Origin of the sequence: Wolbachia endosymbiont (group A) of Gastracanthus pulcherrimus (assembly GCF_964028265.1) — a bacterium.
Classification (GTDB): Bacteria; Pseudomonadota; Alphaproteobacteria; order Rickettsiales; family Anaplasmataceae; genus Wolbachia; species Wolbachia pipientis.
Window position 1 is genome coordinate 1279174 of sequence record NZ_OZ034763.1, and the last position, 14259, is coordinate 1293432.

General features: G+C 35.9%; 19 protein-coding genes and 1 pseudogene. 13 read left to right on the forward strand and 7 right to left on the reverse strand.

The features are described 5' to 3' along the window. Positions 1-51: 51 nt before the first annotated feature. Positions 52-704 (reverse strand): annotated as a pseudogene (locus tag ABWU47_RS06615) (IS630 family transposase); the annotation flags it as partial. 33 nt (positions 705-737) lie between these two features. After that, positions 738-1103: a transposase gene (locus ABWU47_RS06620; protein WP_155969141.1), complete on the reverse strand. Its 366-nt coding sequence runs from the start codon at positions 1101-1103 to the stop codon at positions 738-740. Between the two features lie 33 nt (positions 1104-1136). On the opposite strand from ABWU47_RS06620, the gene ABWU47_RS06625 reads away from it, so the two are divergent. From ABWU47_RS06625 to ABWU47_RS06670, 10 genes are all read left to right on the forward strand, one after another. Continuing rightward, positions 1137-1346 (forward strand): hypothetical protein, encoded by a 210-nt coding sequence (locus ABWU47_RS06625; RefSeq protein WP_265023556.1) that lies wholly within the window; start codon positions 1137-1139, stop codon positions 1344-1346. Positions 1347-1551: 205 nt separating this feature from the next. After that, the gene (locus ABWU47_RS06630) at positions 1552-2235 is read left to right on the forward strand and encodes a P44/Msp2 family outer membrane protein (RefSeq protein WP_077188303.1); all 684 of its coding nucleotides are present in this window, start codon (positions 1552-1554) and stop codon (positions 2233-2235) included. A gap of 176 nt (positions 2236-2411) precedes the next feature. After that, positions 2412-2741, forward strand: a complete 330-nt coding sequence (locus ABWU47_RS06635) for a transposase (RefSeq protein ID WP_007548762.1) — start codon at positions 2412-2414, stop codon at positions 2739-2741. Beyond that, on the forward strand, positions 2725-3360 hold the full coding sequence (locus ABWU47_RS06640) for a transposase (RefSeq protein ID WP_082246250.1): 636 nt from the start codon (positions 2725-2727) through the stop codon (positions 3358-3360). The genes ABWU47_RS06635 and ABWU47_RS06640 overlap by 17 nt, the downstream gene beginning before the upstream one ends. Further along, a complete protein-coding gene (locus ABWU47_RS06645; protein WP_353285637.1) occupies positions 3357-3521 on the forward strand; it encodes a hypothetical protein in 165 nt (54 codons plus the stop codon). The genes ABWU47_RS06640 and ABWU47_RS06645 overlap by 4 nt, the downstream gene beginning before the upstream one ends. Positions 3522-3556: 35 nt before the next feature. Then, entirely contained in the window at positions 3557-4201 is a 645-nt protein-coding gene (locus tag ABWU47_RS06650) for an alpha/beta hydrolase (RefSeq protein ID WP_015589325.1), read from the forward strand. A gap of 5 nt (positions 4202-4206) precedes the next feature. Continuing rightward, the gene (locus ABWU47_RS06655; RefSeq protein ID WP_077188304.1) at positions 4207-5013 is read left to right on the forward strand and encodes an SDR family oxidoreductase; all 807 of its coding nucleotides are present in this window, start codon (positions 4207-4209) and stop codon (positions 5011-5013) included. 232 nt (positions 5014-5245) lie between these two features. Next, positions 5246-5509, forward strand: a complete 264-nt coding sequence (locus ABWU47_RS06660) for a transposase (protein ID WP_049973625.1) — start codon at positions 5246-5248, stop codon at positions 5507-5509. Positions 5510-5686: 177 nt separating this feature from the next. Continuing rightward, complete coding sequence (locus ABWU47_RS06665) at positions 5687-5848, forward strand: transposase (protein WP_353285768.1); 162 nt, start codon at positions 5687-5689, stop codon at positions 5846-5848. Positions 5849-5923: 75 nt separating this feature from the next. Further along, a protein-coding gene (locus ABWU47_RS06670) for an IS5 family transposase (RefSeq protein ID WP_238513981.1) occupies positions 5924-6708 on the forward strand; the annotation gives its coding sequence in 2 pieces (ribosomal slippage) (positions 5924-6245 and positions 6245-6708; 786 coding nt in all). A gap of 61 nt (positions 6709-6769) precedes the next feature. On the opposite strand, the gene ABWU47_RS06675 is transcribed toward ABWU47_RS06670, so the two are convergent. The 5 genes from ABWU47_RS06675 to ABWU47_RS06695 form a co-directional block, all read right to left on the reverse strand. Continuing rightward, positions 6770-7705 carry an Rpn family recombination-promoting nuclease/putative transposase gene (locus tag ABWU47_RS06675; RefSeq protein ID WP_353285638.1) on the reverse strand — a complete coding sequence of 312 codons (936 nt, stop codon included), beginning with the start codon at positions 7703-7705 and terminating at the stop codon, positions 6770-6772. 292 nt (positions 7706-7997) lie between these two features. Further along, a complete protein-coding gene (gene dxr, locus ABWU47_RS06680) occupies positions 7998-9161 on the reverse strand; it encodes a 1-deoxy-D-xylulose-5-phosphate reductoisomerase (RefSeq protein ID WP_077188384.1) in 1164 nt (387 codons plus the stop codon). Between the two features lie 82 nt (positions 9162-9243). Beyond that, positions 9244-9741 (reverse strand): hypothetical protein, encoded by a 498-nt coding sequence (locus ABWU47_RS06685; RefSeq protein WP_006279861.1) that lies wholly within the window; start codon positions 9739-9741, stop codon positions 9244-9246. Between the two features lie 320 nt (positions 9742-10061). Continuing rightward, positions 10062-10763 carry an ABC transporter ATP-binding protein gene (locus ABWU47_RS06690; RefSeq protein ID WP_006279859.1) on the reverse strand — a complete coding sequence of 234 codons (702 nt, stop codon included), beginning with the start codon at positions 10761-10763 and terminating at the stop codon, positions 10062-10064. Further along, complete coding sequence (locus ABWU47_RS06695; RefSeq protein ID WP_077188383.1) at positions 10756-11538, reverse strand: MlaE family ABC transporter permease; 783 nt, start codon at positions 11536-11538, stop codon at positions 10756-10758. The genes ABWU47_RS06690 and ABWU47_RS06695 overlap by 8 nt, the downstream gene beginning before the upstream one ends. 320 nt (positions 11539-11858) lie before the next feature. On the opposite strand from ABWU47_RS06695, the gene rpmF reads away from it, so the two are divergent. Genes rpmF through ABWU47_RS06710 form a run of 3 tightly spaced genes read left to right on the forward strand, consistent with a single transcriptional unit; the run spans position 11859 to position 14038 of the window. Continuing rightward, positions 11859-12041 (forward strand): 50S ribosomal protein L32, encoded by a 183-nt coding sequence (gene rpmF, locus ABWU47_RS06700; RefSeq protein WP_065094662.1) that lies wholly within the window; start codon positions 11859-11861, stop codon positions 12039-12041. Between the two features lie 10 nt (positions 12042-12051). Next, positions 12052-13089 carry a phosphate acyltransferase PlsX gene (gene plsX / locus ABWU47_RS06705; RefSeq protein ID WP_077188382.1) on the forward strand — a complete coding sequence of 346 codons (1038 nt, stop codon included), beginning with the start codon at positions 12052-12054 and terminating at the stop codon, positions 13087-13089. Then, the gene (locus ABWU47_RS06710; RefSeq protein WP_077188381.1) at positions 13082-14038 is read left to right on the forward strand and encodes a beta-ketoacyl-ACP synthase III; all 957 of its coding nucleotides are present in this window, start codon (positions 13082-13084) and stop codon (positions 14036-14038) included. The genes plsX and ABWU47_RS06710 overlap by 8 nt, the downstream gene beginning before the upstream one ends. The last annotated feature ends 221 nt before the right edge of the window (positions 14039-14259 follow it).

The following is a 14259-nucleotide window of genomic DNA, read 5'->3' on the forward strand; positions in this document are numbered from 1 at the left end:
TTTTACTCGAAAAAACTCCTTTCTTTCTCTCCACTTTTTCTGGGTAAGGTCAGTCTGTCCAGGTTCCAAGATCGGTGTCAAAAATTGCTCAAACCATCCATTAAAAACATCCATATTACAGTGGCCTTCAAAGGTTAACGGAACAACTATCTTTCTTCCACTTAAGGCTGCAACCATAATGATTCGTTGAGTTTTCTTTCCAGATTTTAAGGCATAAAACCGCTGTCCTTTCTGGCAATATCCGTAGGGGTAGTCTTCGGTGTTATCAATGCCAGACTCATCTATATACACTAAGTTTTTAGGTTCTTTTGTCGCTATAATTTTCAAAAATTCAGCACGTTTTTCTTCGTTTCTTTCCTTGTATCCATATGTCTTTTTTTGCGCGTAAATCCAATTTTTTTAAGGGCTCGATAGATCGTTTGGATACTAACGTTGTTCCAAAGTTTAGCCATTTCCGATAGAGTCTTTCCTCCGTGTTCTCTGGCAAATTTGGCAAAGGTACCCCAGTCGGTAATTTTGTGATTGTAACCCCCATTTCCAAGTTTTTTTGATTGAAAGTCTCCTGTTTCTTTTCTTCTTTGCTGCCACTCCCATAAAGTAGTTCGTCCAATCTTAAATCTTGCTGCCACTGTTTCTCTGCTTTCTCCTTCGTCTAGCGCTTCCATTGCTTTTTTTCTTAAATCATAACTATATGCTGCTGGCATTCAACCTCCTTATCATCATCTACCCTTATCCTATCACATCCGGACTTTTATGGAAAGAGCTATATTTTTATCAATTCTGCAATCATTTATCTTAATATTAAGTTTCTTAAACCTTCTTGATGCTTGTGAATAGCTGATAACTGCCAAATCTCTTCCTATTTGTTGCAAATACCCTTTTATAAACCCGACTGTTTGTCTTAAACCAATTCTAAAGAAACTGACGATTATATGCACCAAAATCACAACTTTATCACTATAAATATAGTTGCCGCCCTGCATTTTTGGACAATTCTCGTACCAATTTTCTATGGCGTCATTGATATAACAAAAAATGCTTCCTCTTTCTTGGAGAAATTTGTTATATTCATGGCAGTTACTGACTCTCATTTTTTGTGGCATATTTTTTCTTCAACAGTTAAATGGCTATTTATAATGAATTTTGTCAGTAACTGCCAGTTCTTTTCACTTGAGCGATGCAACAAAGCCATCCCAGTGTCACGCACTGGGATGACAAGAAGAGGGTACTTGAATAAGAGGCATTGCCCTCCTGGTAGACTCAAATTGCAATGTTCGTGTAGTTATGGATTCATTCGCGGTATCTCATCCGCTAACAAGCAGCGGAATGACGAGGTCTTTCGATAGTAAATCTTACCTATGTTAGCTATACCAAAAAATCAAGAGTAAAAAAGTCGTGTAACTCTATTTATTCATTAATAAAATCTTTGTCTTCTCCTAAAAATTAGTTAAAATGTAGGATATTTTGTGTTATTAAGTTAGCACTTGACTTAACTTTAGTTGTTACTTAGACTGCTAAAGTGGAATTTTAATTTTTTTTACGAGGACAATTATGCATTATAAAAAGTTTTTTTCAGCAGCCGCTTTAGCAACGTTGCTAAGTTTATCAAACTCTGCTTTTTCAGATCCTGTTGGTCCAATAAGTGATGAAGAAACTAGCTACTACGTTCGTTTGCAATACAACGGTGAAATTTTACCTCTTTTCACAAAAGTTGATGGTATTACCTATAAGAAAGGCAATAGTGATTACAGTCCATTAAAAGCGTCTTTTATAGCTGGTGGTGGTGCGTTTGGTTACAAAATGGACGACATCAGGGTTGATGTTGAAGGAGTTTATTCATACCTAAACAAAAATGATGTTACAGATGCAAAATTTACGCCAGATGCTATTGCAGACAGTTTAACAGCAATTTCAGGACTAGTTAACGTTTATTACGATATAGCAATTGAAGATATGCCTATCACTCCATATATTGGTGTTGGCGTTGGTGCAGCGTATATTAGCACACCTTTGGCAACTGCTGTGAGTAGTCAAAATGGTAAATTTGCTTTTGCTGGTCAAGCAAGAGCTGGTGTTAGTTACGATGTAACTCCAGAAGTCAAACTTTACGCTGGAGCTCGCTATTTCGGTTCTTATGGTGCTAACTTTGATAAAACTGACAAAGACGGCAAAGGGGAACTCAAAGTTCTTTACAGCACTGTTGGTGCAGAAGCTGGAGTAGCGTTTAATTTCTAGTCTATCTCAATCTTGTTATCCCAGTGGGTTTTTTCTTGTCATCCAAGTAGCATGACACTGGGATCTAGAAAAAAGAAATGTGGATTCCAGTGGGCTTTGTTGCATAGCAACTGAAAAATCTGGTGGCTACTGACAAAATTCATTATAAATAGCGATTTAACTGTTGAAGAAAAAATATGCCACAAAAAATGAGGGTCAGTAACCATAGCGAATATAACAAATTTCTAGAAAAAAGAGGAAATATTTTTCATTATATCAACGAAGCCATAGAAAAGTGGTACGAGAATGGTCCAAAAATACCAGGTGGCAACAATATTTATAGCGATAAAGTTGTAATTTTGGTGCACATAATAACTTGTTTATTTAGAATAGGCCTGAGGCAAACAGTTGGGTTTATAGCAGGATACCTTGAGCAAATTGGGAAAAATTTGCAAGTTATCAGCTATTCACAATCATCAAGAAGGTTTAAGAAACTCAATATTAAGATCAATGATTGCAGAAAATAATATGGAAGATATCGAAATTGCTATAGACAGTACAGGAATTAGTATATACAACAACACTCCTGGTCATAGCAAAGAAAATAGCGAAGATAGAAAGTATCGCAGCTATGAACAGACAAGAAAATTGCATGTAATGTTGAATACAAACAGCAAAAAAGCCATAGCTGTAAAATACAGTAACGGTGTCTACTCTGATCACTATGGAGCTTGTGATTTGCTAAAAGAAGTCGATTTTCAGTATGTCATAAAAGTACTATATGCAGATAGGGCATATGACAGAGAAAAGCTCTATAAGCTGTGTAATCAATATGGTATAAAAACGAAAATTCCTCCGAAAAACAACGCAGCAGAGCATCCAAAATTGGATTATATGCTTGATAGAAATGCCGCTATTCAGTTAATGAAATTACATGGTGAGAATGGTATAAAAAGATGGAAAGAAGAAGTAAATTACGGAAAAAGATCGTATATTGAAGGATTTTTCTCAAGGTTGAAGCGAATATTTGGGTTTAGTTTTAGGAGCAAATCTGAAATTAATCGTGAGAAGGAACTGCTACTCAAGTGTTATTTGCTTAACAAATTTACTGAAATAGGCATGGCTAAGTTTGAGATAGCTTCATGAATTTATTGTACGTTACCTACTATCCGAAGAGCGATGCAACAAAGCCATTCCAGTGTCAGCTACTTTCATCTGCCACGCGAATTGCCTGCAAATTGCAATGTTCATACAGTTATGAGCTAGTGTACATAATTGCACATTGGTTTTACAAATTTGAAAATTAGTGTTAAATAAAAATATAAACGCAAAAGGAAAAGAAATGATTGAACTTAAAGGCCCAGAAATTTGTGCAGGCGGAAATAAGAAAAATTTGATTATTTTTTTACATGGTTGGGGCTCAAGTGGCGATAATTTTATTCACCTTGCCAAAGTTATGAGCAAGTTTTTACTGGGTTCATATTTTGCAGTACCCAATGCTCCGTTTGAGAGAGAAATAGGTGATGGTTATCAGTGGTTCAGTTTGGAAGATCGTAGTGAGGAAGCGCTATATAATGGAGTAAAAAATGCTACATCAATTGTAAATCATTTCATTGATACAAAATTAAAGGAGCTTAATTTAAAAGATACGCAACTTTCTTTAGTTGGATTTTCTCAAGGAGCAATGCTTGCAATACATACAGCTCTCACCCGCTCTCAATCCTGTGCATCAGTTGTTGCATACTCTGGTAGATTTCTTTCACCTTCAAAAACTGCACCAGAGATCAAGTCAAAACCTAACATATGTGTTATCCATGGTGATGCTGACGACGTGGTACCTTTTTCGTCCCTCGACTTAGCGGTTAAAGCTCTGAAAGAAAATGGAGTAAATGTTGAAGGACACCCAATTCATGCATTAGGGCATATTATTAATGAAGAGGGAATAAAATTAGGAGTAGAATTTATCAAGAAGAATTTTAAAAATTAATTTTCATGCACTTGTTTTGCTTTGGTTATGGATATGTAGCTAAATTTTTATCGAAAAAATTACTGAACTTAGGTTGGAAAGTCAGTGGCACATCAAGAAGTAAAAATATACAAGATGTAATCCTCTTTAATTATGAGAAAGTTAGTCAAGATCTGCTTAAAAGCGCAACGCACGTTTTAATTTCTATTCCTCCAGATGGTGATGATGTTGTGGAGAGATACGGTGATTGCCTGCAAAATGTTAAATGGCTTGGTTATTTGTCTGCAACTAGCGTCTATGGTGATCACTCTGGTAATTGGGTGGATGAGGAATCTGAAACAAGACCTATAGAAATCAGAGGAGAAAAGCGCCTTAAATCTGAAAAGAAGTGGCTAAATAGCAAACTGCCTGTACATATTTTTCGTTTAGCTGGAATATACGGCCCTAGTAGGAACGTGTTAATTGACTTGCAGCTTGGCAAAGCAAGAAATGTGAAAAAAGAAGGGCATTTTTTTTCTCGTATTCACGTTGAAGATATATCAAATATTTTATTTTCTTCCATGCAAAACATAAAACCTGGTGAAATATACAATTGTGCAGACGATTTACCCACTACACAATCTGAAGTGGTAATGTATGCTGCCAAACTTCTCAATGTTAGCCCTCCAGAGCCAATTGAGTTACCAGATTATGCACAGAGTTTTTATTTAGGATCAAAGAGAGTAAGTAATGTTAAAATTAAAAAAGATCTTAATGTCTCTCTAATTTATCCTAACTACAAGGTGGGATTAGAGAGTTTGCACGTAAACAAAACTGAAATCACATCAGAATGATAGATAGGCTTATTGTCACTGCCATTAAGTTAAGGAAAGAATGGTTAAAAACTGAACTAAAAAGTCAGAAATAATTAAGGATTTATGACAAATGCTGAAACAGAATAGAGTAAACTTTAAAGCAGATAAACTCTGAAGTGTAAATTACTTAAGAAATAGTGACCTTACCCAGAAAAAGTGGAGAGAAAGAAAAGAGTTTTTTTGGGTAAAATAAAATTTTGGAGGATTAGAAATGGTAAGAGAATATACGGCAGAATTCAAATTGGAAGCTGTTAAGCTGGCAAATGAACAAAGAAAGGTAGGTCAAACAATTACAAAAACAGCAAAGGATTTAGGAATAAAGGGTGGTTTATTAGGAAAATGGATAAAGAAACACAACGAAAAAAAGTCGGCAGCAGATGCATTTCCAGGTAGAGGTAACATGGCTCCTTACGACAAAGAGAGATTTGATTTACAGAAAGAGTTAGCAAAAGTAACAAGGGAAAGAGACATTTAAAAAAAAGCCCTGGCCAGTCAAAAAGAGTAAAATATTTTTTTATAAAAGAGCATAGTAACTGCTATAAAGTACAGGAATTATGTAGGATTTTCTGCTAGTTGCTACTATAAGTGGACCACAAGAAAAATAAGCAGTAGAGAATCAGCAAATAAAGAGCTACTCGAAGCTATTCAAAAAATATATCAAGTTTCTAAATGTAGATATGGAGCTCCTAAAATTCATGCTGAATTGAAGGCTTTGGGTAAAAGTTGCAATTTGAAAACGGTGCAAAGTATTATGCAGAAAAATGACATCAGGGCTATACTGAGAGGTTGTCCGGAAACAAGTAAAAGGCTATAATATCTGAAATTTTAGTACGGGGTAAAGATGAGAAAAAAGTATCCAACAGATCTAAGCGAAAGGGAATAGGCAAGAATAGAAAAACACTTCAGAGTATCATACAAGAAAGGAGGAAGGCCGCCAAAGTATAGCAAAAGAGAAATATTAGAAGCAATTTTCTATGTATTGCGTACAGGGTGTCAATGGCGGTATTTACCAAATGATTTTCCGCTATGGAAGACTGTGTATGAGCAGTTCAGGCAATGGAAGAAGCAGGGAATTTTTGAGAAAATGAATTATGAAATTACAAAATATAGTAGAAGAAAAATAGGAAGGAATGAGCAGCCGAGTGCCTGTATAGTAGATAGTCAATCTGTAAAGACTACAGAAAAGGGGGGATCAAAGGCTATGATGGAAGTAAAAAAGTAAAGGGTAGAAAAAGGCATATAATTACAGACACTCAGGGTTTTATACTAGGTTGTTACGTAGGCGCTGCTAACGAAAATGATAGAGATGGTATTAAAATAGCATTAAACAATATGAGAACAAAATATACTAAAGTTAAAAAAATGTGGGCTGACATGGGATACCAAGGAAGAAATTTAAAGAATCACATAAAGGAAGAATATGACATAGATATTGAAATTGTTACAAGGCCTCCATGTAGATTTTGGGTGCACAAAGATACGCCACCTGAGCTACTACCAACAAGAGAACAAGGGTTTAAAGTACAGCCAAGAAGATGGGTTGTAGAAAGGACTTTTGCTTGGGTTAATAGGAATAGAAGGCTATCGAAGGAGTATGATTTACTCACAACATCCACTGAGAATTTCATATACCTAGCTATGAGTAGGGTTATGTTAAAGAGGGAATATGCTTGAATTTACTTGTTTCCGGACAACCTCTAAATGTATCCGTTCCAACTGCAAATGCACTTTGAAATTACTCTGTACCGTTCACACTTAATTCTTCAATCTCACTAATAGAAAGGCCAGTAAACTTGACAATAGTGTTGACATCAACATTATTAGCCAGCATTGCTTTTGCAACTTCAATTTTCCCTTCAATTTTCCCTTCAATTTTCCCTTCCTCTTTACCGATTTTGATGCCTCTTTCTTCGCCAATTTGGATGCCTTTTTCAGTAGCAAGGTCAAGTCTGTATTCAAGAATGGCTTCTTCTTTCCGTAGATCCATTATTCTTTCTTCATAAGCTACTAAATCTTTTTCATTCCAGCTAAACCTGTCTAATTCATCGTAGGCTAACTTTATTATTGGTGCTTTTTCTGCTATTTTCCTTAAGTCTTCTTCCGTAGTTTCATCTGCATATTTGAAGAAAAATAACCAACGATCCACTATGCTTTCTAGCTGTTCTTCCTTATTCTTAGGAAATTTAGGTAGTTCAATAAATACAAATTGAAAATCTTTTAAGTCATGCTCATTGGTTTTCTCATCTCTTATAGTGTGGCTGGATATATAATCAAGCTTATCAGGAAATAAATTACAATTAGAGATAGCAATAAAGAAAACCTTCTTTAAATCAATGTACTTACCAGATTTATCAGCTTGCCTTGAGTAAGCCTTAGCAGCATATAGTTGAGCTCGTTTTTCGAAGCCTTTATCGCGAGTGAGCTGCATTTCAATCACATACCTAGCCCCACTAGAGTCCCTGCAAAGAACATCAACTATACTTTGCTTATCAGAGGCAATTTCAGGATCCATTATAGTACTGAGGAATTCCACTTCTTGTATAGTATTTATCTCGGTAAACCCTAAAATATCATTCAAAAAATGTATGAGAATATTCTTATTTTTTTCAGTGCCAAAGATTCTTTTAAAGGTTAAATCCAGCTTAGGGTCGAGAAACTTAGATAAAGCCATAGCCAAAGTGCTTAAAAATATTAATAATTATACACTATTATTAACAATTATTCAACCATATTTTTGAAGATAGCTATGCCGCCGCGAACCGTCATACCGCCGCGGTATCTCTAGATCCCGCTAACAAGCAGCGGGATGACGAATTACTTAACCGTCATACCACCGCGAACCGTCATACCGCGATTCATTCGCGGTATCTCGGCATAGATTCCGCTAACTAGTAGCGGAATGACGATTGTGTATCGTGCTTTGCTAAAAAAAAAATCACAGAATGCAGTCTGGTTACATTACTCTAGCTATACGCAACAACTTTACTTTCAACAATTTTATTAGCAATAATACGACTTTCACAATCAATATTTATTATATCAGATAGTGAATTAATATCAGTATAACTATCAAAACTTTCTATTGTTGATTCCACTATCTCTACTATTTTTAAAAAGCCAATTCGTGACTTCAAAAATTCATTAACAGCTATTTCATTTGCAGCATTGAGCACAATACTATTTGCTTGTGGAGCAGAAGAGTTTAACACTGCCATGCTAAGCTTTAGCGCAGGAAAACGTTTATGGTCTGGTTCTTGAAAGGTCAATTTTCCTTGCTCTGTTAAATCTAGTCTACAATTTAAAGCTGATCTTTCCGGCCAAGACAAAGCATATGAAATGGGAATTGCCATGTCAGTCTCTGCAAGCACAGCAAAGTTGAACCCATCCTTATAAGTTACAATTCCATGTACTATTGACTCAGGATGCACTATTGCTTCAATTTTATCCGGGCTGATGTTAAACAAGTTATGTGCTTCTATTATCTCTAGTGCCTTATTCATCATTGTTGCGCTATCAACCGAGATTTTCTTTCCCATATTCCAAGTGGGGTGACTAAGCGCCTGATCTACCATGACATTTCTTAATTGCTCAGAACTATAATTTAAGAATGGTCCACCAGAAGCAGTAAGTATGATCTTTTCTACGCATTTGTCGTCATTTTGCAAAATTTGAAAAATTGCATTGTGCTCAGAGTCAATAGGGATTATTTGTACATTTTTTTCTTTAGCTTTTTTGAGTAATAACTTTCCACCGCAAACAATGCTTTCTTTGTTTGCCAATGCAATGACTTTGGTACCGCTTTCTATAACCTCCATAACTGGCTCAAGGCCTGCAATGCCAACTATTGCAACAACTGAGAGATCAACAGGTATGGTAGCAATATTTGTAGCACCAATTGCTATTTTTACATCTGTACCAAGTAAACTTTCTTTCAAATCTTTGTAAAGCCTTTCATCGGAGATAGCAACATATTTTGCATTTAGCAGTTTTGCTTGGTGTGCCAGTAGAGCAAAGTTCGAATGGGCACTTAGTGCTTCCACTTGGTATTCTTCTTTTCTCTTTGAGAGCAAATCTACAGTCTTTTTTCCAACACTTCCTGTTGACCCTAAAACTGAAACCTTTTTCACTAAGACAAACTCATGTTAATTATAACAACAGCAACTTTTCTTATTAGGCCTTCTCGCATACTATTCAGCAGTTTTTAAGCGTTTAACCAAGTTCATGCCCGTGGTCATCACCAACAGATGGTGAAGGACCAGGTGAAAAAGATTGACCATGGTGATCACCTGCATCATGCATGTCTTGCAAACCATCAGCATTATGAGCCATTTCATTATTGGCATGAGGGTAATCATCTGAGTGAGGTCCCTCATCACCATGAGCCATATCCATTCCTTCTGATGGCATATCTTCCCCACCTCCACCTGAAAAATATTCTGCAAGGCCTTCAAGAAATTTTATGCCAAACATATTACCTGATTTTCCAAACAGCGTTACTAGACTACTACCACTCACCAAACCTTCAAACACGTTACTATAAGCAGCAATTGCTCCTTCATGAAAGTTGAACAACCATTTCATTCCATCGACAACTGTTGAAACAGAGTCACTATGACCAAGACCAAAACCACTTTTCTCACCAGCAGCCTCTTGGCGTTGCTGCTGCGCTTGCCATTCTGCAATGTTTGGACCTTGAGCTTCACTCATAAATTTTTACTCTCAACCTTAAGCTATTATTTTATCACAAATATTGCAAAATATCAATAGAGCTTTTGAATATAGCTAATACAAACAATTTCTGTCATCCTATATATAGCTAAACTGACTTACGACAATTTGAAAAACGACAAATTCGTCATTCCGCTACTAGTTAGCGGAATCTATGCCGAGATACCGCGAATGAATCGCGGTATGACGTGTTAGCTATAGGATCCAGTTTGAAAAAAATCTGAATTCCAATGTTCACTACCTTTTACAAAGTTAAAACTTAAAAATATGACTGTTAGCAATAGTGTATATATCTTTAGCTATATATAATGAATGAATTTTTTTATATATTCGTTATTAGTATTTTGTATTTCCTGAACAGTTCCATGGGAAATGATCTCCCCTTCATATAATACTGCTATTTTATCAGCTATTTTAAATGCGCTATGAATATCATGTGTAATCGTGATAATTGTAGGGTTAAGATCTCTAGATAATTTTATTATTATCTCGTTTACTATATCTGACATAATTGGGTCCAATCCTGAAGTTGGTTCATCCAAAATAATGATTTCTGGGTTGTGTGCAATCGCCCTTGCAAGTGCCACTCTTTTTTTCATTCCACCTGATAGCTCTATTGGAAACATATCTGCTATGCTTTCCTCCAGTCCAACATCATTTAACTTCTCGATTGCTAGCTGTTTTGCCTCTTTTTTGCTGATATTAAAGCGCTTTTTATAATTAAAAGATATATTTTCCCACACTGTAACGTAGTCAAATAAAGCGGAATTTTGAAATAAAACCCCAAATTTATTTTTGCTTTTACTATTTATTTTAACAGACCCTGAGTCTGGAGCAAGCAAGCCGATAATTGTTTTTGTTAATACAGATTTGCCGCTTCCTGAGCCACCAAGTATGACTAATGATTCCCCTTTTAATATATCAAAATTTAGATCTTTTAGTACTGTCCTATCATCAAAAGATAAGCTTAAGTTCAATATTGATATTATGGGGTTACGCATGTATCAAAGTAATCATGTAGTTTGCTAAAATGATCAGTATGGACGATAAAACAACAGTTGATGTTGTAGCAACACCTACTCCTCGTGCACCTTCTTTGCAATGGTAACCGTAATAGCAGCTTGAGACAGAAATTATGGCGCCAAATACAGTTGCTTTTATTAGCCCAGTTATAAAATCATACGTATTAAAGAACTGAGCTGTGTGTTTAATGTATATATTTAAATTGTGGTTAAATTCGAAGACTGCAGTGATACATCCTCCAAATATTCCTATTAAATCTGCACATACTGTAAGTATGGGAAATACTATGATTGACGCTAAAATCCTTGGTGCAATTAAATATTTGAAAGGGTTGATGTTCAAAGTTGTAAGGACATCTATTTGCTCGGTGATGCGCATCGTACCAATTTCTGCTGCAACTGATGATCCAACCTTTCCTACCATTATTAAGCTGATCAAAACTGGTCCTAACTCTTTAATGATAGTGATCGTAACAAGTTTGGGTATTATCTGTTCTTGGTTAATTAATGGGTCACTCAAGCTACTTTGTAAAACTATTGCCGCTCCTATAAAAACTCCAGTGAGCCCAACAATTGGCAGAGAGAAAAAGCCTATCTCTATAATTTGTCTTGCTATGTTGCTAAAATAATATGGTGGCACAAGGCAGTGGTATAGAGATTGAATAAAAAATATGAATGCACTACCAAGCCTTAACAAAAAATTGATAAAGTACCTACCAATTATTCTAACACTATTTATATCAAAAAAGCTCACTTTGTATTCATTTTAGCTAGAGTTACTGATTTTATTAACTTTATCGCAAAGTATAGCTGAGATATGTTTTAAGTTCAATATACTTGATGTTTTAATTTAAAGCTTAACCCAAGAAAGGTTTCCCTACGTCATACCGCAATTCATTCGCGGTATAGATTCCGCTAACGAGTAGCGGAATGACGGTTTTTCAAATTGTAGAGCCACTTTAGCTATAGAACTCAATTACATAAGCAAACCTTACTTATTTTACTATCCCTGTTTACTTCCTGTAAAAAACATGTTACTAATGTATTGTATTTTGTAGTAGAATGGAGGAAATTTTGGCAGTTCCAAAAAGAAAAAAGTCAAAGTCAAGGCGTAATATGCATCGTTCTCATCATGCTATTCAGCCTAAGAATATTGTGGTGTGTTCAACAACTGGGGAATTCATGTTGCCTCATAACGTAGCAGTTGATGGCAGTTACAAAGGAAAACGGGTTTTCATTAAGCAACAGGCGGAGTGACTATTATGATATGTTACCTACGGTCAATAATAATATAGTTATTGCACTTGACGCTATGGGGGGCGATTTTGCGCCTCTTTCCGTAATTCAGGGTGCTGGTTTTTTTTTAGACAACCTTGTTGACCCAGGCATTAAAGTTTTTTTTCATATTTATGGAGATAAGGAAGAAGTATCTCCTTTGCTTTTGAAATATAAAAAAGTAAGTAACAATTCTGAATTTACTCATTGTTCTGACAATGTCCTTGCAAATGATAAGCCATCTTTTGCGCTGAGACATCGTAAAGACTCAAGTATGAAAGCTGCAATTGTTGCAGTGAAAGAAGGTAAAGCTTTCGGAGTGGTGTCTTCAGGCAACACCGGAGCATTGATGGCAATTTCCAGATTTATTTTAGGAACATTACCAAACATTTATCGTCCTGCTATTGTCTCTATCTGTCCAACTAAAACAAAAAGCTTTGCTTTGCTTGACCTTGGTGCAAATGTCGATTGTAATGCCGACTCATTATTTCAATTTGCATTAATGGGAAATATATTTGCAAAAGTAGCGCTAAAAATTGATAATCCTGAAGTTGCTTTGCTAAATATCGGCACAGAAGAAGTTAAAGGTAATGACTCAGTGCGCGGCGCTTTTGAGTTGCTTAAAAACGCTCCAGGCATTAATTTCAAAGGGTATATAGAGGCAAGTGAATTTTTAGAGGGCAATATAGATGTGATTGTTGCTGATGGTTTTGTTGGCAATGTAATGCTCAAAACGGCTGAGGCAACCGCTAATACTTTTATCAATCTAATAAAGCAGGAAGTACTGAGCTCATGGGCAACAAAGATGCTTGTTGGTCTGTTGTTAAAATCCAAACTAAATAGAGCTTTAACACGTTTTAATCCCAAAATTAGAAGTGGAGCTATGTTTTTAGGGCTGAATGGTATCATCATTAAAAGTCATGGAAATTCTGATGCTATTTCTTTTGCCCATGCCATAAAATTTACAGTGAATGCAATTAGTGAAAATTTAAATCAAAAGATAATTAACGGGGTAAGTCATATTGAATAAAAGTTTCATATTAAGCACTGGATCTTACCTACCAAGAAAAATGTTGAGTAACAACGAAATTGCATCGATAGTTGAGACGAGCGATGAATGGATAAGGCAGAGAACAGGAATAGTTCAAAGGCATATAGCAGATGAAGGAGAACTAACGTCAGATCTAGCTGTAAATGCAGCAAAAAGTGCTATAGAAAAAGCTAAAATTTCAGTAGATGAAATTGATTTAATCATAGTTGCCACAACAACGCCTGATAAAACTTTTCCTAGCTGTGCAACGATTGTACAAAGTAAGTTAAAATGTAAAAACGCATTTGCTTTTGATGTACAAGCAGCATGCTCTGGTTTTATATATGCAGTTACAATCGCAGACTCGCTTATCAAATCTAACAATAGCATTAAATATGCACTAGTTATAGGTGCTGAAATAATGTCTAGGATTGTTGATTGGGAAGATAGATCAACTTGTATACTCTTTGGTGATGGTGCTGGTGCAGTGGTGATGAAATCAGAAATGGGTAGAAGCGGCATCATATCAACAAACTTACACTCTGATGGCAATTTGGACATACTATGTACGAACGGAGGGGTATCCTCTACTGGTGATTCTGGAAAAATATACATGAATGGAAGAGAAGTGTTTAAACATGCAGTGGATAAGTTAACAGCCTTAATAGAGGAAACTCTGAAATGCAATAATTTGAAAATTACTGATATTGACTGGCTCATTCCCCATCAAGCAAATATTCGTATTATTGAAGCAGTAGTAAAGAAGTTAGATTTCCCTATAGAGAAAGTGATTAATACCGTTGATCAACATGCAAATACCTCAGCAGCATCAATCCCACTAGCACTTGATTATGCAATACAAAAATCAAAAATAAAATTAGGAAACCTGGCACTGCTGATTTCAATAGGTGCAGGCCTGACCTGGGGTTCCGTGTTGCTGCACTATTAGACTTCCTGCATTACCTCCTGTCATCCAAGTACCCTCTTTGTCATTCCAGTGCCTCTTTCTCCTGTCATCCCAGTAGCCCCTTCGGTGTCATTCCAGTCTGGAATCCAGTTCTTATTGTACATTCACCTGGTGTAAAGTTAAGTTTCCTGGATCCCAGTGGGCTTTGTTGCATCGCTACTTATGAAAGGCTAACTATAGTTAGGATTATAAGCAACCTATTG

Excerpts from the sequence above, each read along its gene's own strand:
- ABWU47_RS06625 (WP_265023556.1), top strand. The coding sequence starts at position 1,137 with ATGAATTTTGTCAGTAACTGCCAGTTCTTTTCACTTGAGCGATGCAAC.
- ABWU47_RS06690 (WP_006279859.1), bottom strand. The coding sequence starts at position 10,763 with ATGCGTAACCCCATAATATCAATATTGAACTTAAGCTTATCTTTTGAT.
- ABWU47_RS06685 (WP_006279861.1), bottom strand. The coding sequence starts at position 9,741 with ATGAGTGAAGCTCAAGGTCCAAACATTGCAGAATGGCAAGCGCAGCAG.
- ABWU47_RS06660 (WP_049973625.1), top strand. The coding sequence starts at position 5,246 with ATGGTAAGAGAATATACGGCAGAATTCAAATTGGAAGCTGTTAAGCTG.
- ABWU47_RS06635 (WP_007548762.1), top strand. The coding sequence starts at position 2,412 with ATGCCACAAAAAATGAGGGTCAGTAACCATAGCGAATATAACAAATTT.
- ABWU47_RS06650 (WP_015589325.1), top strand. The coding sequence starts at position 3,557 with ATGATTGAACTTAAAGGCCCAGAAATTTGTGCAGGCGGAAATAAGAAA.
- plsX (WP_077188382.1), top strand. The coding sequence starts at position 12,052 with ATGTTACCTACGGTCAATAATAATATAGTTATTGCACTTGACGCTATG.
- ABWU47_RS06640 (WP_082246250.1), top strand. The coding sequence starts at position 2,725 with ATGATTGCAGAAAATAATATGGAAGATATCGAAATTGCTATAGACAGT.
- ABWU47_RS06630 (WP_077188303.1), top strand. The coding sequence starts at position 1,552 with ATGCATTATAAAAAGTTTTTTTCAGCAGCCGCTTTAGCAACGTTGCTA.
- ABWU47_RS06655 (WP_077188304.1), top strand. The coding sequence starts at position 4,207 with ATGCACTTGTTTTGCTTTGGTTATGGATATGTAGCTAAATTTTTATCG.
- ABWU47_RS06620 (WP_155969141.1), bottom strand. The coding sequence starts at position 1,103 with ATGCCACAAAAAATGAGAGTCAGTAACTGCCATGAATATAACAAATTT.
- ABWU47_RS06675 (WP_353285638.1), bottom strand. The coding sequence starts at position 7,705 with ATGGCTTTATCTAAGTTTCTCGACCCTAAGCTGGATTTAACCTTTAAA.
- ABWU47_RS06645 (WP_353285637.1), top strand. The coding sequence starts at position 3,357 with ATGAATTTATTGTACGTTACCTACTATCCGAAGAGCGATGCAACAAAG.